Source organism: Photobacterium sp. GB-50 (assembly GCF_003026755.1).
GTDB lineage: Bacteria > Pseudomonadota > Gammaproteobacteria > Enterobacterales > Vibrionaceae > Photobacterium.
Genome location: NZ_PYNX01000007.1, coordinates 174,756 through 195,150 on the forward strand (window position 1 = coordinate 174,756; position 20,395 = coordinate 195,150).

The following is a 20,395-nucleotide window of genomic DNA, read 5'->3' on the forward strand; positions in this document are numbered from 1 at the left end:
CAGGTTTATGGAATATCAACAAAGCCACTGTGATCATGCTTTATATTTAATTGATCAGAAAAAGACTGATACTCTTGGTATTGTTTATTGATCAAGGCCGCCCCACCACAAACCATTAATATAAGCGCTAAACGGCTTAACCAAATATTTTCTTTCTGCATTGAATAAAACAATAAAATAACAGCGAGAAGTAATAGCACTACACTCTCAACACTTATATTTTGTATAAAAAAGGTGACCACGACATCAATCCTAAAAGCATAAGTCGACGCAGTTTAATGCTTTTCAAGTGGAAAGCATTGAAAATATTAGCAAAACCCTAATATTTTACACAACTCTGACAATTAAGTGTAAAAACATCACTATTCCAGCAATAGTGATGTTTATTCAATCGCAGTAATTGTTCAAAATTCAATCTATCTTGTTTTGATATCTATTTAGTAATGCATATTCTACGCTTTTCTCGTTCCAGAAACACATTGCAACAAGGCAAAATACTCCCTCGTCTAAATGAGGTAGGAAGATGAATTATGTATTGCCTCTATATCACTAGCCCACCATCGATTTTCAATGTTTGACCAGTAATGAAGCTTGAATTATCACTCGCTAAAAATAGCACACCATTTGCAATATCTTGCGCCAGCCCCATACGTTTTAGCGGCGTTTTAGACACCATATAATCAATCACTTTTTCAGGTAAATCGACTGTCATTGGTGTTTCAATAAAACCAGGCGCAACACAATTAGCACGTACTTTTGCACCTTTACGTGCAAACTCTTTTGACCATGATTTTGTCATTGCAATCACGCCAGCTTTTGTCGCTGCATAGTTGGTTTGACCAATATTACCGTCGGTGCCAACCACTGATGACATTGTGATAATAGAGCCCGAACCTGAAGCCATCATTAACGGAGCAATGGCTTGTGTCATGTTAAACACGCCTTTCAAATTGACATCAATGACAAGATCCCAATCATTCTCCGACATATTTTCAATTAAGTTATCCCGTGTAATACCTGCGTTGTTCACTAATACGTCAATGGTTCCATACTGTTGTGCGATTTTTGTGATCGCCTCCGATACATTAGCTCTATCGCATACATTTAATTCGAGTGCAGTTACATTAGGAAATTGTTGCTCTAAATCGGCCATGGCGCCAAAATTCATATCACATACAAATATATGCTTTGCGCCTTGGTTAGCAAAGGTTTCGACAATACAGCGACCAATACCTTGAGCACCACCAGTTACAAGGCAAACCTTATCCGTTAGCATTTTTACTACCCCTCTTAAAAAGACATTTTTACTCTATATACTTATTATTACGTCCAATACATAAGCTCTAATCTTTACGGCTTAATATAATAATAGGTAACCTGTCCTCAGCGTGCAGTTGCATTAAAGCAATTCACTCTTGCAAATAATCAAATAACGTTCCACATATAAGAAAAAGACACAATTACCGTGAAGATAGCTTTAAATCATAAACTATAACGTTACTATTTACATTTGATACTCCGGAACGTTATTAATAATGCAAGGAATGCGAATGTTAGACAAAATTGTTTTTTTTCTTCATGTCGTACGCTGCAATTCAGTGACTGATGCTGCAAAACAATATGGTATATCGCCGTCTGCTGGTAGTCGCTGGCTCACAGAGCTTGAAGAAAACATGGGAGTTAGCCTTGTTAAACGTACCACGCGAAAAATCACACCAACACAAGCTGGCAAATTACTATTTAAACAATTTAGCCACATCAATAATCAAATAACCGATGCCATTAATGAAATACAAAATTTAGGCAATGATGATATTGGTACAATAAAAATTGCTAGTACCCCTTTGTTTGCTAAGCATTTTTTGAGTAAAATTATTGGTGAATATATCAGTAATAACCCTACTATCAATTTTGTTGTGATCGAAACAGCGTTTGAAGTGGATAATGTCCACGATGTCGATTTTGCCATTCGAGCAAATGCAACTTACCGCGGTTTTCAAAACAAAGACAGTTTACTGGTTAAACGTTCTCTTTTCAGTGAACCGTTAAAAGCCTGTTGTTCGCCAAGTTATATTCAACGCTATGGAGAGCCAATAATACCCCATGATCTAAAAAAGCATTTGTGCCTATTTGCAACAACATTAGTCGGTGGAAACAAGTGGATCTTTGAACAACATGGTGAATATAACTCTGTTCAAATACCTAGATCGGTAGAAGTAGACGACAGTGAAATTTTAAAAAATATCGCCCTAGCCGGTGGAGGGATTGCTTACCTGCCTTACAGTTTGATTAAACACGATCTTCAAGAAGATCGGTTAGTCACGGTATTAAACAATTATGTTAGTAGCGAATTTGAACTGAGTTTGTATTATAAACCAAGAAAATATATGCCAGTGCGATGCGCTAATTTCAAAGATTATCTATTACAACGTGTAAAAGAACTTAACCTCGAGCGTCAAAGCCCTAAACAAAACTAGAAGCCTTACAGCGTATGCTACATATTGATTTATCATCAAATGTATACACACAGTAAGGCTTCAAGAAAAACGGTTATTTATAACTGATTATCACTTAATTAACACCTAAAGTATTTCAACTGTTCGCTTTGCTTTTCAGCAAGATCAGATAACTCTTCACTTGCAACCGTACACTGGCTTAAACCTGATGCATTTTGTCGAATGATATGATGAATATTCTCAATACTATTACTGATATCCATTGTGACTTGTAACTGCTCTTCAGAAGCGGTTGAAACATGAGTATTCATATCACTATTCATTGAAATAGCCGCAGTGATGCCCTCTAGCGCTTCATTTGCTTTAAAAGCGACTAATTTATTGCTTTCTAATGTATCAATTGCAGATTGCATACGCTCATTTGCTGAGGTCGATTGCTCTTGCAGACGCTCTATAATCTGCTGTGTTTCTTTTGTTGATGCTTGTGTTCTTGCTGCTAACTGACGAACTTCATCAGCTACCACGGCAAAACCGCGACCACTTTCTCCTGCGCGTGCGGCTTCTATCGCAGCATTAAGTGCCAATAGATTAGTCTGTTCTGAGATGCCTTGTATCGAGTCAATAACTTGGCTAATTTGCGCCGATTGTACTTTTAGTTGCGCAACAACATCAGCGGCCTCCACTAATGATTCAGCCATTTCTTCATTTGCTTGTTGGTTGTTAGAGAACAAATCAAGGCTCTTATTAGCCAACTCACTAGCACTTTTTGAATTTTCATCAGATTTTTGTGCAGCTTGAGTAACTTCTTGTGCCGTTGTTGTTAATTGATCGATTGCTGTTACCACTTGCTCAATCTCAATCACTTGGTTATTTGCGTGAGTCTCAGAATCTTTCATCACAATTGATAATTCAGTCGATGAGGCTGCGACATTACGACCAACATCATTTAATACCGCCACAGTTGAACGCAATTTAACAATCATGCGATTTAAATTACGTGCCAATTCACCCACTTCATTAGAGCCGTCAACGGTGATTTCATCTTTCAAGTTACCATCAGCTATTTTCTGCATTGCACGTTGCAAATCAGTAATTGGCTTAACAATCATTGAACCAATGACTAAACAAATAATAATAGCGATTATCAATGTAATGATAAATTCATAACCAATCGCATTTATTGTTTGTCCGTGCTCTTTCTTTTGCTGGGTAATATAAGCATCTGCGGTTAAATTTACACGCTTATCCAACGCATCAATTGCTGAAATCATGTCATCACCTAATTGGCGATATTTAACAATATATTTTTGATATTCAGAGTCGGTTATTTGACCGGAATGCCTAAGATCAAGCACTTCTAACATTGTGTCTCGGCTAAAGCTAATATAGCTGATCATTAATGTTCGAAATGCTTCTAATTCTTGGTTTATTTCAGGTATTTTTTGCAATTTTGCAATCGCATTTTTGTTACTTAACTCGCTACTATCAAGAGACTTGGATAACCGTGATAATAAATCTTTATCATAAAGCGCATAAATTGCACTTACTCTCATTGCGTAACTATTGCTAATTAAACTCGCGGTACTATCTTTAGCTTCAACAACTAATTGTGTTGTTGCGTTCATTTTATCAACACTTTCTATAAGGTTATTTCGCCCTAGCATTAGTCCAATAAATAATAAAACAGCCATAAATATAACAGGAATAACTAACTGCAGCTTTATTGATATATCCTTAAGTAAAAACATTAACAACTATCTCCATGTTGTTTGTATTCGTTTTTTATTTCTCGCATCATAAACAGTATTAAATAAATATATCAATAATTTTATTGATATATTTATAAAAAATAATGAATTACTAAAAATCAAGGTAAATCATACGGTTAATTTTCATTCTTTATTTATTCAATCTTATGCATGTTATTTATTCATTATTTAAAAAAATAAACAATCATGCTTTAAATAATTATTTATTTTAGTAATCGATGTGATATTTGAGAAATATTAGATATTAAATCTTCATTCACATTACACACAGTATATTAATCTTAATTTACTACATTTCATCCAGAATTTTTTACTTGATGTAGAAATATTTACTCACATTTAGGGAATAACCAACCAAACTAAATACCTAAAAAACACCAGTGTATACCAATAAAGCCTTCACTCTTTTTAAAAAGAGATTATGATTAACAAAGCAAATCGCACAAACGACGATATTTAATACACTATGAATTTATACAACGTACTTCTCCGTTACCCTACTTTACGGACTTTGCTCAACTTTAGAACCAACATCGCTGCATTTAGCTTCATTACTTGCTCAGTACCTTTGTTCCTTATGGGTCATGTAACCATGGGGATTGCATTTTCTCTGGGTAGTATTAGCTGTGGCTTTGCTGATACGTCTAGTGTGACAAAATATCGCATTCTTGATTTTTGTATCGCTATTCCTGTTTTCTTTCTTATCAGCCTAGGAACTGAAGCCGTTTTCCCACATTCAGTCTTATTTGTTATTAGCTTAACGGTTGTCAGTTTTAGCTTATTTATGTTGGCTGTTTTAAGCCCAAGGCTAGGGGCTATCGGTTTTGCCTCCATATTACTCGCTATATACGCTATGTTACTGCATTTAGATGGTCGACCTATTTGGCTTGTTCCTTTGTGGTTAACCTGTGGCGCTTTGTGGTACATTTTTTGGCAAGCGTTAGCCATCTACTTTCTTCCGAACCAAGAATCCAAAGATATCCTGTCTGATTTGTATCAAGCGATTGCTAAAAAGCTTATCACTCACGATCACGGCTTTATTTTTTCTTCCGACAAAAATGAGTTGTTTATTAAATCGGCGCAATTACGATCCCAAATTGCGGGCTTATCTCACACCTTAGAAGGTCGAATTCACCAGCAATTTACTGCTGGTGAAGATAGCGCAAAACTGCAAGATATTTATCGTTTCTTAAAAGTTGCTGAGCGTATTAACGAACAAACACGTTTACTTTATTTCATTCCAACTTCAAATCTCAAACAAACATGTCCTGAATGGTTAGATAAGATTCACCAAGCAACGTTAAAAATAAGTCAATATTTAGAGCAAGTGACTGTCGATAATGTTCATCGTATAAACGTTCCAAGTATCGACTTTGAAGAGTTACGCCAATATACAATACAAGAGAACATAAAAGAGGAAGCACTGGCTGCGCTTTCATATATTAATAAACTGGATATTATCTACTTAACACTTCAGCAGTTGAACCAACAAACAAGCCAAACATTAAGCTCCAGCATTATCAAGCCAATTGTTGTGTCATGGAAATGGCGAGAGTTAGCCTCTAAGTTAACCAGTCAAATTACGTTAAAATCGAGTTATTTTCGACATGCCCTTCGGGGAACATTAAGTTTAGCGACGGGATTAATTATTGTTCGAACATTAAACTTAGACTTTGGTTTTTGGACTCTTATGACTAGTTTATTGGTATTACGTCCGAATTTATCAATGACATGGACACGACTACTTCAACGATTAACCGGTACAATTTGTGGTTTATTGGTTGTTGTTGCATTACTGCACTTCCAAGTATCGTCAAGCATCCTGCCGTTCATCTTTTGTATCGCTGTAATACTTTTTTTCCACACCTCAGCACGTCATTACGGCTTTGCGGTATTCTGCGTGACTTTGTTTGTATTCGCAGGCTTCTCTCTTAACGGACAAGGCGATAATATTCTTTTACCTCGCCTAGACAGCACTGTTCTGGGTGTTTTCTTACCTTTATTATTTGTATTTATCTTATCACCTGGTTGGAATAAGAAATTATTCCCTACTCAGTTAACGGCAACAACAACAGGCTATATTGATTATCTGGTCTCTTTAAAAATGTACGTAGCAGATAAATCAGATAGTACGGCCACTCAGTTACAACGTCACTACCAAGATTGCGTGGTTAACGATACCAATCTGTTTGATCATTGGATGGGCTATTTAGGTGAACCGCATAGAAAGTCACAAACAGGCGAGCATATTTTATTATGCAGTCGCAGCTCTAATATTATCTTGCGTATATTGACCCAACTGAATGAAAACAAGCAGTCTTTGTCACTGGATTCTACCATTGATAGTGATCTAGATAGTGTAATTGCATCTCTAACAGAGCTAGATAAAACACTTAAGAAATCGCAAAACCACACAGAACTATTTAAGCACATATCAAAACAAGAGAAATTGATTTATCAATCTTTCATCTATATTGAAAATGAAATATATAAACTTGATAACCATACTTTACTGCAGTTATTAGCAAAAGAAGTGGACTTATTTACATCCGCAATCAAAGTTAATAATATTTAACACTACAGAGCCCGATAAATATTATCGGGCTTTTAATCATGTTAAGTAGTCCCAAGGTTTGCCTTTCCATTACAAGGGAGCTAACCGGATAATAAAGATTTCTTTGAAACCCTCTACCGAATAATACTCTTTGAAGGTAATCTTGCTTGCTACCTTAATTTTTTAGCTTCTCTACTGACTAAGTTGTCCAAACTTGGGCAGACTCTTCACAAACCTTTGGTGTACGTCCATGTAGGTGTGCATATAGATCTCATCAATACGCTCATTACTTGGAAAACTCGATGAGAAATCAACATGTTTGCAGTCAATCGACAACTTAGCGGCTTCGATAATATGTGCAATAAACATGCGAGGATCTTCCAATCCAATAGATATACGCATAGTTGTTGGCTTAATACCTGCTTCATTGAGCGCGTCGTCACTCAACTCTGAGTGGGTGGTCAATGCCGGACATAAGGCAACTGTGTTGGTTTGCCCCAAGCTCACTTGCATACCAATGGCGGGTTCAAGCATGTCGAAGAACTGCTTAAACCCGTCACGATTAATTGGCGCACGATCGCCGCAACCCTCCATATCAATAGTAAACAGCGCTGCCGGCAGTCCCAGATACATATTGTTCTGGCAATGCTCATAGTTATCACTATTAGTTAAGGCAGGACATGAAACATTGATGTCTGGATGAGCATCAAAGATCTTCGCCAGAGTCAGTGTATTAATGGTTTTCTGTACCACTCGCATCTCATAAGTTTTCATGCCATTGAGCACTTCAAACGCTTTGTCTGCATCTAAGAAGGCACCTTTGATGTAATACACATTCCAAAATAGGGTTTCACACCATGGAATTGTCGTCTCATCGCCATTAGGTTTGGTGAATATCACCTCTTCTCCTTTAGGTACAAACATGGTCTCGTTGCGGCCAATCACGACACCGGCGGTTGTGGTACCTGAGCCTGCGAGTTCCTTGGTATAAGAGTGAATCACGTAATCCGGTCTTTCCATCACATCATCGCGTTTTAGTACAGGATGTAGTAATGGCGTGCCGACTGTTGAGTCGACGATGATATCCCACCCGCGAGAGTGAGCAGCTTTACTGATGTTGGCGACATCTAATACATAGCCATGTGGATTACACGGTGACTCAAGGTAAACGTATATCTTTTTACCACCAGCGAGGCGATCTGCATACTTGAGTTCAACCTCATCAAGGCGAGCTGCAAATTCATCACCAGAGAAACCATCCACCCACTCTACCGCGACATTCAAGTTCGAGGGCTTACCAAACCAGTCTTCCAAAAGTTGGTACGAACCGCCGTAGATATTACGTGAAGCCAACACAATGTCTTCATGCCCAAGCAAATGACTAAGTAAGCCATCGATAGCCGCCATACCCGAGTTAAAGTTCCATGCCAAGTATTCGTTGGCTCTCGTTCCTGCCTCCAGATCAACCATGTGATTCGCCAGAGAGATTGAGGTTGGGTTAAGCAATCGAGAATAAATATCGTGCAATGGCTCTTTACCGTTGAACGCGTCTTCAATCCACTCGGTACACGCAAATAAATAGGTTGCAGTCCGCGTGATTACCGGGCTTGCAGAAAAAATAGCCGCCACATTATCGAAGATAGGATACGCGCCTTTTGAGGCAAAGTTACCATTGTTAGTCGCAATAGATTGGTATGTTGCGCGCATTGGATTTTGAAGGTTATCGAGAATCTTCGCGATCTGGAATGATAGGAAACGTTTTGCGTTAAACCAAGCGATACGGTCACTCTTATCCAGATCCGAAAGGCCATCAACCGTTATCGCCCAGAGATCATGAGTCTTGGTATTGGCTTGGTACAACGTCGTCGCCAGTTCCACCAACGTAGATCCATAATCGCTATTTGGGTCGATACCAAAATGTTTTGCTTGCTCAATAGCAAGGGCTTCTGCTTGTTCGTGTTTGGTTGTTTTACGCAATGGGCTAAGTTGAGTTGAAGTATTCATAGTTGCTAAATCATTCCATCCTTGTTGTATTTCTTTAATTCTAGTGTCGGACAGATGCTAAAGATTGCTATTTGCGTAGTAAGGCATACACTTTTAGCAATAATGTTGCTAAATAAAACCCAATATTGATGGAATATACCAATGGATGAGATCGATAAAAAAATACTTGATGAGCTGCAAGGCAACGCGCGTCTCACAAACCAAGAATTAGCCGATCGCGTATCACTTTCCCCTTCCCCTTGTCTACGACGAGTTCGAACACTGGAAAAACAAGGTATCATTCGGGGTTATCACGCCAGTGTCAATCAAGAGGCATGTGGCTTTCCCATAAATGTATTCGTATTGGTAAAGCTTGAAAAGCCGACAGAAGAGAACATGAAAGACTTTGAGCAGCACATTGAAGCGATTGATGAAGTGTTAGAGTGCTTTCTGATGACGGGTAATCACGACTACCTTCTGCATGTGGTAAGTGAGTCCCTAAAAAGCTACGAGCAGTTTATCCGCAAGCAGTTGACTCGCCTACCCAATATTGCTTCGATTGAATCTAGCTTTGCATTTGGGCAAGTCAAAACAAAGACAAAGTTGCCTGTAAGGAAATGAATAAAGCAAACAAACCTAAACATGTTGATTTTCATACTCATTAAGAGATTAAAATAATAAGAAATAAAGGCATAGCAAAAACAACAAAATATACATTGTGATTTTGTTAATCACGTTAATCGCTTCGAGTACTGAATTATGGCGTTGTTATAAGCATGAGATCTTTATAAGTCTTGCGACTAAGCTGATTGACTGCTTTCATACGGCGTGCATCTGTGTTCCAGATGACACCATCTATTCCAGGCGTTTTACTGCCTTTGTTTTGAGATACTCGCTTAACCGCAAGAAGCTTAGCTGAGCGAGAATGAGTTAAGAGCCACTGTAAGGAGTTCACCATACCGTATTTCTTTTCTCTCGTTGCTTTTGCGATACGCATTTGAAGCTTTAATACGTGCGCTTCAGCGGATTTCCAGTCGATAGACTGCCACTGAGCACCGTCAGAAGATGCACTAATCTCTTTCGAGACCATCATTTGCTTTTCTCCTTGAATAAAGTTCTTCAAATTCTCTCGCAATGGGAGACCAGTTGGAAGTGGGCTCACTTTCGTGATCAGACATGAGTCTGTATCTACATCATTACAATGTAGCTTTCGCTTTTTCCGACCTCCTATACTTGCATCACTATCGGCCACAAAGGCTTTCCCAGAGGGAGTGATACAGGCTTACCGTGTTCCGTATGTCACGTAAAATGTCAGCTTAGATGCCCACTATAGTGCGGAGAGTACTGTGATCACGAAAGAGTATTGTCCAACCTCTTTCCAACTCTCATTGCCATTTTGGCCACAGCGTATTAACCACTTCCGCTGTTTCATCACATAACGCACCTTTCATGGATTCACTTACGTTCATCATACTGACTACCTAGCACTTACCCGATTCATGTGGTTATCAGGAGGATCTGCCTCTCACGATTTCGATCCCGAGCAATTTGAAATTTCTCTTCGTTACATTGTCCGAGCCGCTGCTTTATTCAGGCTCGTAGGTTCATCTGGTGATACAGATAGTTCATTCATAAAGCGATGAACAACGCTTCATACGACTTCAGGTCGCACGGACATAAATGAGTTAGATTCTTAGCTCTATTTGGGGAGATTCGTATTAGAAAATATATGGAAAATCTATTTTAACTCTTGGTTTATCGTAAAAAATCGTCGTCACTGATTTCAATAAGTCATACTCGACCAGAAGGTCTACACCTCACGCTGCCAAACTCATATTAATAACTACCACCCCCTCTCTAACTTCATATTTCGAGCATTTTACATTTAGCTTACCGAGCAAGAACTTGCCCAAATCGAGCAATAAGTTGCCCAGCCGGGCAACTTATTGCTCGATATTTAATAGCGTAAAAACGCAAAATCTATACTTATCAGTAACTTAAAAACTGGCACACTTCCTGCTCTAACAGCACGTCATCACAGCATAGGCTGTGTCATTTACTCCATCATAAAATAGGATACTAAGATGCCAACTCCTTGTTATATCGCGATCCAAGGCCAAACTCAGGGTAATATTACAGCGGGTGCATTCACACCTGATTCTGTCGGTAACATCTATGTTGAAGGTCACGAAGACCAAATGCTTGTTCAAGAATTCAAGCACGTTGTTACTGTTCCTACTGATCCACAATCAGGTCAGCCTTCAGGTCAACGTGTTCACAAGCCATTTAAATTTACCGTGGCACTGAACAAAGCCGTGCCTCTGATGTACAACTCATTGGCATCAGGTGAAATGCTTCCGTCTGTAGAGCTGAAGTGGTACCGCACATCGGTTGAAGGTAAGCAAGAGCACTACTTCACTACGACGCTGACCGATGCAACGATTGTTGATATCAACACCCACATGCCACACTGCCAAGATTCATCAAAAGAAGACTTCACTCAGCTTATCGAAGTATCAATGGCTTACCGTGCAATTAACTGGGATCACACAGTATCTGGCACATCAGGTGCTGATGACTGGCGTGCACCGCTAGAAGCGTAATTGCACTCACTATGTATCAGCCTACACACCTGTGTAGGCTGCTTTTCGTTTATGCCTTTGCTAAATACGCCGCAAGGACGACGTTAGCAAAAGTTTAACCACGAGGTCAGTATGGCAACAAAAACGGGTTTGCAATTTACATTTGAAGTCGATGGGCTAGATGCTGATGCCTTTGCCGTCACGCAATTTTCAGGCACTGACAGCCTGTCTTTGCCTTTCGCTTTTACCATCGACTTAGCCAGTCGTCACCCTGCCTATACGCCGCAAGAGACTGTCGATAACACGGCCACGCTTACGGTCTGGCGAGACGGTGAGCAGCAACAGCAATGGCATGGCATTATTCGACGTTTTACTCAGGGTGACACAGGCCATCACCACACCTTGTATCAGGTGGAATTTGTACCGCCAGCAGCCCGCCTCGCGTTGCGCCATAATAGCCGAATTTTTCAAACACAAACGGTGCCTGAAATTATCTCGGTGATACTACAAGAGTTAGGGATTACCGATGTTGATTTCGTCTTAACGCGAGATTACGTGCCGCGTGAATATTGCGTCCAGTACCGTGAAACAGATTTGGCCTTTATCGACCGTATTGCCGCAGAAGAAGGCCTGTTTTACAGCTTTATCCATGAGAATAAAAAGAATACCCTGCGCTTTTCTGATGACACCCAAAGTGCCGCTCGACTGGCGGCACCACTGCCTTATAACAGCCGCAGTGGTGGGCAAAGTGGCGTGCCTTTTGTGCGCACCTTTGCTCGCCATACGCAAATGCGCCCATCGTCTGCGCAACTCAAAGATTACAGTTTTAAAAAGCCGGCTTATAGCTTCTTACAAACAGCCAATGCGAAAGAAGCCGATTACCAGCAAGCCAATTACGAACATTACGATTACCCAGGGCGTTACAAAGACGATGCCAGTGGTAAGCCGTTTACTTCTTTTCGACTCGAATCATTACGTCGTGATGCCAATACAGCCTATGGTGAAAGTAACACCCACGGTTTAATTGCTGGGGTGAACTTTGCCTTGCAAGAGCACGATGATGAGCAATGTAATGACGAATGGCTCGTGGTGGCGGTTAACCATATGGGCACGCAGCCGCAAGCATTAGAAGAAGCTGGCGGACAAGGCGTAACAACCTATAACAATGATTTTATTGTGATACCCGGTCATCGCCCATGGCGAGCCCCCTACACGGCTAAGCCTCGTGTTGATGGCCCACAAATTGCGATGGTGGTGGGCCCTGAAGGCGAAGAGATTTACTGTGATGAATACGGTCGCGTGAAAGTCCAGTTCCCATGGGACCGATACAGTAACAGTGATGATAATGCGAGTTGCTGGATACGAGTCTCCCAAGGTTGGGCGGGGAGCCAATATGGCATGGTTGCACTGCCGCGTATTGGTCACGAGGTCATTGTTAGTTTCTTAGAAGGTGACCCAGACCAACCGATTATCACTGGCCGCACTTACCATGCGACCAACAAGCTCCCTTACCCGTTACCGGCGAATAAAACCCGCACGGTATTGCGCACGGAAACACACCAAGGGGATGGCTATAACGAGCTGCGCTTTGAAGACCAAGCGGGCAAAGAAGAAATCTACGTTCACGCACAAAAAGACGTGAACATGTTGGTGGAAAATGACCGCAAAGACGACATCAAACACGATTTACACCTTGATGTAGACAATGAACGCTTCACCCACATTAAAACCCACGATCACCTAACCGTCGACGGTGAAAGCCGTACGCATGTGAAAGCCGATCAAACACTTGTTGTTGATGGCAACTTACACATGAAACAAGGCCAAGCCTTACTGGTGGATGCGGGTAATGAAGTACACCTTAAAGCAGGCTCAAAAGCCGTGATTGAAGCGGGGGCTGAAATCACGCTGAAGGCTGGCGACAGCTTTATCAAAATAGATGCATCTGGCGTTTCAATTTCGGGGGCAGCGGTCAACATCAATGCAGGTGGCAGTGCGGGCAGTGGCTCTGGCTTTGCTGGACAATCTCCATTACTGCCGGGTGCAGTAGAAGCGGCTGTGGCATTAAATCCTTTACCCCTTCAACTCTCCCCTGCAACCATGGAAACATTGGCAATTGCCAATGTTCCTCTTGCAAAGCTTTGCCAAAAACAAACAGATGGTAGCTGCCCTCTCGATGACTGCCCATGTCGAGGAGATGCATAATGTCTGTGAATTATTGGTTACTCGTTGATACAGTTCGTATCCCCGATGCATTTTTAATAGTAAATAACGCTTTTTCAATTGAACAAAACATCGCTCTTTTTAAAGGGTGTGATTTTGAATATTTGATAGATCAAAGTCCGTTACTGGTGAACTTAGGGCAAGACAAGTCAGCGTTAGATAAATGGAAAGTAATGCCCTACTTCGATTCAAGTTCAGTCATGTTTGCCGTTGACGCATCAGTTGAAACAAACACATTACTTAACCACCTTCAGAAATTGCTGATTATTCAAGTGGACGGTAAAAAAATGTTATTTCGGTATTACACCAATGTTATGTGGGAACAAATTGAAAGTGAGCAATGTAAGGTTTCGCCTCAAGACTTAGCGACATTACTTGGTCCAGCGAAAGCCCTATATTGGACAGACGAAGAGCAACATATTAAATCGATTCAACAAGAAAATATTCATTTCCAATATTTACCAACCGATCATTACGCTCTGGTTTCGGCATGCTTTAAACAATGGGGTTGACAATGAATACGCATAAAATAACAAAAGATGAGTGCCTTAGCTTAATTGCCCTAAAATACAATACAACTGTAGAAAAGCTACAAGAACTCAACAGTGATCAAATTCAAGATATTGACTACATTCTTGAGGGAAATACATTAAATATTCCTGATAATACATCATCGGGTGAAAGGATCCCCTTACCAGAAAAACCAACCAGCACAGCGACGGGGAACACGACTTGTTCTGCGGTTCAGCCAAAATTTGTCGATGTTTTGTATGTACCAAGCCACCCTATTTCCGGTAAAAAAACGTGGTATGCCATCACAGAAACGGCCCGAAAAGCCATTTTAAAAGAAAAAGAAACCCTGATTGAAAATGTTGTGGGGGTTGATTCAAAAAAAGATAAATTCAGCGCGTTAGATAAGTTAGGGGTATTGTCAAATTTTAATACTAAGCCTCATGAGCAGTTTCTAGATAACGATGAAGATAAAGAAAAGTATCATCAGCTAATTATAGATAAAATGGTATTAGAAACGGGTGCAGATGATTATTACGATGGGGGAAGAGAGGCATTTATTAAAAGCTTAGCATCAACATATAATCTTTCTTTTGATGATGAACTAAAACATGTAAATATACATGATAAAGCTAATATAGGAATAGAACTTGCCAATTCCAATAATTATGGTCTAGAAAAGGCAGATAGCTTATATGATGAATACCAAAGTCTAGCGCAACAATCAGAGCGAAGAAAAAAAGCACTGAGTAATTTAAGATCAAACCTACTTAAGTCAATAGAAAAGAAAATTAACGTCCTTAAAGGAAAAGCAGAAAGCAATGCTCAACATATCCTATCTGATGATGGCACTTCTTTTGTTTTTGATAAAAACAGTCATTTTTTCACGAGTCAAAAACAGATCGATATTGCTAATACCATTAAGGCATTTAACCAGAATCGACCATGTGATGAGAACGATCTCATCTCTTTTTCTCAAGATAAACTAAATGAATATTATAGCAATGGGATCCGTAATGCACTTACGCCTCGAAAATTGCCAGATTCTACTGCTACAATACCTACTGCTTTCGCTCGTCATTTAGAAAAACTCAACTCACTCGGTTTCGTTGTTATTGAGCAGTGTTTAAGTCAGTCGCACCTCATTGGTACGGATGTGTCACACTTTGGCCCTAAAGCACTTGTCGGTAAAAAAGGAGATACATCTTGGCGAGAAATATCTTTCTGGTCGTGGTCGAGTGAGCCTACCCCACTCAATGTTAAACAAGAACAAACTATACAACGACTCTACAATGAACTGTGTCCTGGAAAAGCAGCAGCGAAAGACATTGTCAATGAAGCGAATGTTTGTGATTGGGCGTATTATCCCACTTTAGGGCTGATTAACCTGATTGATGTCAGCTTAAAAAGTCTTAAAGATGATTTAAACGCGCTTTTAGGTGCGGGGAACACCGCTCCTGTCAATGAAGTGATAAAACAACTGCTTTGGATAAAGCAAGTGGCTATTGCCCGCAAGGAACTGCTCTTATCGATTGCCAATAAAAATGCACAGAGTAAAACATCCTTACATTTTTTAAGTGACAATATTACAGGTGTGACTTTCACTCTAATAGATGATGAAAAGGAACATAAAGTAAAAGAAAAGAAGCTAGGGCGGTTTATAAATAAAGCAGGCACTAACGATATTCAAATCGTTGAATGTTGCCTAATGTCAGACGGCAATCTTTTCTGGATCCGAGGCCCTCACTGGTATTTACCCTCAAATAAAGACGATAAAACCTGTGCAGGTCACATCCAAGAACTCAATGTAGAAATTGAAGCTCCGTCCGCGAATAATCACGTAGAAGAGACAGGTACAGACTTAACAACAGCTTTAGATGAAATGAAGAAAGGAGGAGAGATTGATTTAACGCTATCTGCAAAAATAGCTAAATTCACTTCGACATCTGAGTTTTGGTCTGATGGATATCACTATAAGGAGGGTTTAGCGCCAGATGGTGCACAGTGTGCGTACAATGCTGACGCGCAGGCACAATTTATGCGCTTTACCTCTGACGCAGCCACCAAATTCCATACATTTGATGATAAATTAACAGGGTTTGAATTTTCAAACACCTTTGGCAGTGAAATCGAAATCAAAGGGGAACTACAGTTTTTTAATACTCAATTAAACTTTTCAACGTGGTTACCATTAAATGATGAAAACGCCAAGGTTAAAAGTAATAAGCCTAGCCAACAAAACAAAATTCGTGGCTACGACATCAAAATCCCTTACATGAAAACAGGCAGCACAGAGGTTCAGTCTTATCATGTTGGTTTAATCGCTATCAATTTAAGTGCGCAAGTTTATGGTCTTGCTGCTGCAACGTGCCAACTAGGAACGGGAATAACATTTGGACCAAGCGAAGATAATGGGGGCATTGGCATTAGAGGCTCATCAGTCAATGTGCCGAGCTACAATCTTGTGGATGGTCAAAGTGCAACATCTAAAGTCATCGGCGGACAAAGAGCATTAAGTGCGGTTGCCGCAGAGGCTAAATCTAAAGTTGATATGTTTGTTGGTGTTGAAGCAGGTGGCGCTGTATCTGCTGAATTCTATTGGCAACCGCCACTGGTAAGTAGTGCAATAGGCGCCTCAAGTAAACCGAATAATCCCAACTCGTATCTCACCTTAGGTAAAATCAGTGCTAAAGCCTCTGTGAGCTATGGACTAGGAGCCAGTGCGGAGTTAAGACTCACCTATCAACATGGGGAGTTTATCATAATCGCTGCCGCTCAATTCGTGGCAGGTCCAGGTTGCTCGGGTAAAGTTGCTATTGAGCTAAACCCTGAAAATGCTGACCGTTTTATTAACTGCTGCTTAGCGGTGCTTAAGGAAAGTGGATTTAGACGCATTGCATTGTTTGGTGAATCTGACAGTAACGGTGTAAATGAAGATTTTGTTGCCTTTAACAACGTGCTGACTGTTGCCATCACATTGGGTTTAACTTTTGCCGAGGCGATGTTACTGCCCGATAAAGCAGTACGCTACTATAAACAAGAAACGCTAAAAGGAGAGTATGCGCCGTTTCTTGCTCAGCGTATTACTGAAGAAGAAAACAAAGTTAATATGCAAACATGGATAACTAGTATCCCACCAGAAACACTATCTTCCCTACTTAACTGTTTGATATCCGTTCAGTATAAAATTGCTGAAAACACTATCCAAATTAATGCTATCTTACAAATTTTACAATGGTTAACTAATAACACTAGTGGTGTCAATCAAAACCAATTTGAGCGAGCACTCGTGCTCATGAATGGTGATATAGAAACACAGCAGGCCCCATCAACCCAATGGGAAAGCTTTAAAGTGAGTTGGAGAAAATTGGCTTTATTTATTAAAAAGTATGGTGATAACAAAAAAGAAGATGAATATGAATTTAATAAAAACTGCGCTGAGCTTTGTAAAAACATGACATTGTATAAAGTAATCACTTCTAACCCTGCTTTCACAATGACCGATTATATATGCTTTTATAATGGCGATGATCTTGATGCTCATACCAAAGAAATTCGCGATCAGCTTAAAGATAAACTACGAACTCAACAATACACATCAATAGAATGGAAGACAGATGCAATTTAAATTTACGACTTTCATTATCGCACTTATATCGATAGTGTTAATGGGTTGCACCAAAGCAACCAAGCCGCAACAAGCTGATATTGCTGTGTTTGAGCAATTCTTATCAGAAAATCCGATCTCAAGCATCAGTCCATCTATTGATGTAGCAAGTATCTATATGCCTGGTGATCCACTTTTTGAAGGGGTACTTAATATTCAGCGTAATCTCTGGGGAAAAGCAGAAAAAGCACTGAAACCGCTTGTTGATAAAAATGACCCAAATGCACTTTATTGGTCTGCTTTAATCTCATACTCAGGAAGCATTAAAAGTACCCCTATTGCTCGTAAGATGCTTTTACAATCAGCTAAGTTAGGTAACCCATATGCGGCATTATTTTTTGCACCTGACAATCATCAATGCCAAATGTATTTTCCGAATGAATGCAGTGAGCAATGGGTAGAAAAAGCACAAAAACTCTTTGCTGAGCAAGCAAAAACAGGTGATGTACGTGCCGTGTATTACAGTGTAACACTGAAACCGGAGCTAACCCACGAGGAGTATATTGATGCGATTGTTCAAGCTGCTGAAAATTATTACTACTACCCACTGGTTGAATATTCCAACAACATTGTAAAATTAAGCAATCCCGATAAAGATTTAGAAACTTTGGGAGTTAAACTGCTTAATTATGCTAGATTTAATAATTTTGTTCCTGCTATTGACGCTTTAGGAGATTATGAAGCCAAAAATAATCGCCTTCATAGTGATGAGATGAAACGTTTAAACGAACAAGGGTTAAAACTTGGGTCGAAAATATCATGGAGAAGTTACAGAAATAATGCTCTTGAGGATAAATCATTAACAGAAACACAAAAGTATATTGCAGCCAAAGCAACTGATTTATTTAATGGCGATGACTTTGGACTAAGCTTCACTCACCCCCCAAAAGAAAAAGAAGCCTTAATCGCTGCTAATAAAGAAGCTCAAGCGAAAGCAGATGCTGTTAAAAAAGTTATTTATATTGATGGTGCTCACGCAACAATGTTCTACTCACGTTCAGATATACAATAATACAAACTCATCAATTTAAATGATCTTAGGGCGCTTCTAGATATTTAAGAAGCGCTTCTTAAATCAATATTAAAGCAAATTATTGCCCAGTAATTGTTAGGTGTACTATTGTGCATTAAAATCAATCAGCTTCTCAGTCCGCTAAGTTAAGGTCTAAATGCATGAAAGTAACTATTAGTACACTATTATTAGTTTTCTCTTTTTTAGCCTTAACCGGTTGCTCAAAAGCAACAACACCTCAACAAGCCGATATTGCTGTGTTTGATCAATTTTTATCAGAAAACCCGATATCAAGTATCAACCCTTCTATTGATATTGCGAGTATCTATCAGCCTGGTGATCCGCTTTTTGAAAGTGTTTTGTATATCCAACGTAACCTTTGGGCTGAGGCAAAGAAACAACTTGAACCTATGGCAAAGAACCAAAATCCTGACGCAAAATTTTGGTTAGCATCAATTACATGGGGAACGGGTATTAAAAACAACCCTATAGCTAAAAAGCTATATATGGAATCAGCTGAACAAGGTAATCCATACGCAGCTTTGTTTTTTTCTCCAAAAAACGATATTTGTCGAATGTACTTTCCCAATGAATGCAGCGATAAATGGACAAAAAAAGCACAAAAACTCTTTGCTGAAAAAGCCAAAACAGGCGACGTTCGTGCCGTATATTACAGCACTACATTGAAACCTGACCTAACCCACAAGGAGTATATTGATGCGGTTATTCAATCTGCTGAAAAGCATTATTACTACCCGCTCGTAGAGTATGCGAATACAATTATCAATGAAGATAAGCCAAATAAAAACATGGAAGCTATGGCTGTGGATCTTCTTAATTATGCGCGGTTTAATAACTTTGTACCGGCTATTGATGCTTTAGGAGATTATGAAGCCAAGCATAATCGCCTCCATAGTGAGGAGATGAAACGTTTAGACGAACAAGGGTTAAAACTTGGTTCGAACATATCATGGAGAGGTTATAGAATTGAAAGCCTTCATGATGATTCATTAACAGAAACACAAAAGTACATTGCAGCTAAAGCGACAGAGTTATTTAATGGCGATGATTTTGGAATAAGTTTTACCCACCCACCTAAAGAAAAAGACGCCTTAATTGCTGCGAATAAAAAGGCTCAAGAAAAAGCTGACTCGGTAAAAAAAGTGATTTATATCGATGGTGCTCACGTCCCTGAAGGTTAATTATTTTTTAGCAATTTTTGAGCGCTTCCTAAATGAAAAGGAAGCGCTTTTTTAATCAATATTAAAGCAAATTATTGCCCAATTCTTTTTAGGTGTACTATTCAGCATTAAAATCAATTAGCTTCTTAGTCAGCTAAATTAAGGCCTTAAATGCATGAAAGTAATAATTACTACTCTACTTTTAACTCTCTCTTCGATAGCCTTAACCGGTTGCTCAAAAGCAACAACACCTCAACAAGCCGATATTGCTGTGTTTGAACAATTTTTATCAGAAAACCCGATATCAAGTATCAACCCTTCTATTGATATTGCGAGTATCTATCAGCCTGGTGATCCACTTTTTGAGGGGATTTTGAATATTCAGCGTAAGTTATGGGGAAAAGCTGAAAAAACACTTCAACCTTTAGCTGATAAAAAAAATCCAGAAGCGATGTATT

Annotated in this window: 13 protein-coding genes and 2 pseudogenes; 10 read left to right on the forward strand and 5 right to left on the reverse strand. The window is 39.5% G+C overall.

The window, feature by feature from the left end; translation table 11 throughout:
• Window positions 1–5: 5 nt before the first annotated feature.
• The gene (locus C9J41_RS11795; RefSeq protein WP_107261266.1) at window positions 6–242 is read right to left on the reverse strand and encodes a hypothetical protein; all 237 of its coding nucleotides are present in this window, start codon (window positions 240–242) and stop codon (window positions 6–8) included.
• Window positions 243–541: 299 nt separating this feature from the next.
• Entirely contained in the window at window positions 542–1,276 is a 735-nt protein-coding gene (locus C9J41_RS11800; protein ID WP_107261264.1) for a beta-ketoacyl-ACP reductase, read from the reverse strand.
• Between the two features lie 274 nt (window positions 1,277–1,550).
• On the opposite strand from C9J41_RS11800, the gene C9J41_RS11805 reads away from it, so the two are divergent.
• The gene (locus C9J41_RS11805; protein ID WP_107207838.1) at window positions 1,551–2,477 is read left to right on the forward strand and encodes a LysR family transcriptional regulator; all 927 of its coding nucleotides are present in this window, start codon (window positions 1,551–1,553) and stop codon (window positions 2,475–2,477) included.
• A gap of 98 nt (window positions 2,478–2,575) precedes the next feature.
• On the opposite strand, the gene C9J41_RS11810 is transcribed toward C9J41_RS11805, so the two are convergent.
• Window positions 2,576–4,204, reverse strand: a complete 1,629-nt coding sequence (locus C9J41_RS11810; RefSeq protein ID WP_107247004.1) for a methyl-accepting chemotaxis protein — start codon at window positions 4,202–4,204, stop codon at window positions 2,576–2,578.
• Between the two features lie 487 nt (window positions 4,205–4,691).
• Between C9J41_RS11810 and C9J41_RS11815 the strand changes: the two genes are divergently transcribed.
• The gene (locus C9J41_RS11815) at window positions 4,692–6,800 is read left to right on the forward strand and encodes an FUSC family membrane protein (RefSeq protein WP_233217753.1); all 2,109 of its coding nucleotides are present in this window, start codon (window positions 4,692–4,694) and stop codon (window positions 6,798–6,800) included.
• Window positions 6,801–6,971: 171 nt separating this feature from the next.
• On the opposite strand, the gene C9J41_RS11820 is transcribed toward C9J41_RS11815, so the two are convergent.
• Complete coding sequence (locus tag C9J41_RS11820) at window positions 6,972–8,783, reverse strand: PLP-dependent transferase (protein ID WP_107261260.1); 1,812 nt, start codon at window positions 8,781–8,783, stop codon at window positions 6,972–6,974.
• Between the two features lie 141 nt (window positions 8,784–8,924).
• On the opposite strand from C9J41_RS11820, the gene C9J41_RS11825 reads away from it, so the two are divergent.
• The gene (locus tag C9J41_RS11825; RefSeq protein ID WP_107207834.1) at window positions 8,925–9,383 is read left to right on the forward strand and encodes an Lrp/AsnC family transcriptional regulator; all 459 of its coding nucleotides are present in this window, start codon (window positions 8,925–8,927) and stop codon (window positions 9,381–9,383) included.
• Window positions 9,384–9,546: 163 nt separating this feature from the next.
• Here the strand turns inward: C9J41_RS11825 and C9J41_RS22165 are convergent.
• Window positions 9,547–10,014, reverse strand: a pseudogene (locus C9J41_RS22165) (reverse transcriptase N-terminal domain-containing protein); the annotation flags it as partial.
• A gap of 832 nt (window positions 10,015–10,846) precedes the next feature.
• Between C9J41_RS22165 and C9J41_RS11835 the strand changes: the two are divergent.
• From C9J41_RS11835 to C9J41_RS11865, 7 genes and pseudogenes are all read left to right on the forward strand, one after another.
• The gene (locus C9J41_RS11835; RefSeq protein WP_005365509.1) at window positions 10,847–11,365 is read left to right on the forward strand and encodes an Hcp family type VI secretion system effector; all 519 of its coding nucleotides are present in this window, start codon (window positions 10,847–10,849) and stop codon (window positions 11,363–11,365) included.
• Window positions 11,366–11,476: 111 nt separating this feature from the next.
• Window positions 11,477–13,549, forward strand: a complete 2,073-nt coding sequence (locus C9J41_RS11840; protein ID WP_107288106.1) for a type VI secretion system tip protein VgrG — start codon at window positions 11,477–11,479, stop codon at window positions 13,547–13,549.
• The gene (locus C9J41_RS11845) at window positions 13,549–14,079 is read left to right on the forward strand and encodes a DUF4123 domain-containing protein (RefSeq protein ID WP_158259530.1); all 531 of its coding nucleotides are present in this window, start codon (window positions 13,549–13,551) and stop codon (window positions 14,077–14,079) included. Before C9J41_RS11840 ends, C9J41_RS11845 begins: the two co-directional genes overlap by 1 nt.
• Window positions 14,080–14,081: 2 nt before the next feature.
• On the forward strand, window positions 14,082–17,705 hold the full coding sequence (locus tag C9J41_RS11850; protein WP_107261252.1) for a LysM peptidoglycan-binding domain-containing protein: 3,624 nt from the start codon (window positions 14,082–14,084) through the stop codon (window positions 17,703–17,705).
• The gene (locus tag C9J41_RS11855) at window positions 17,695–18,756 is read left to right on the forward strand and encodes a hypothetical protein (RefSeq protein ID WP_107208789.1); all 1,062 of its coding nucleotides are present in this window, start codon (window positions 17,695–17,697) and stop codon (window positions 18,754–18,756) included. The genes C9J41_RS11850 and C9J41_RS11855 overlap by 11 nt, the downstream gene beginning before the upstream one ends.
• Window positions 18,757–18,917: 161 nt before the next feature.
• Window positions 18,918–19,958 carry a hypothetical protein gene (locus C9J41_RS11860; protein WP_107208788.1) on the forward strand — a complete coding sequence of 347 codons (1,041 nt, stop codon included), beginning with the start codon at window positions 18,918–18,920 and terminating at the stop codon, window positions 19,956–19,958.
• 154 nt (window positions 19,959–20,112) lie between these two features.
• Window positions 20,113–20,395 (forward strand): annotated as a pseudogene (locus C9J41_RS11865) (hypothetical protein); the annotation flags it as partial.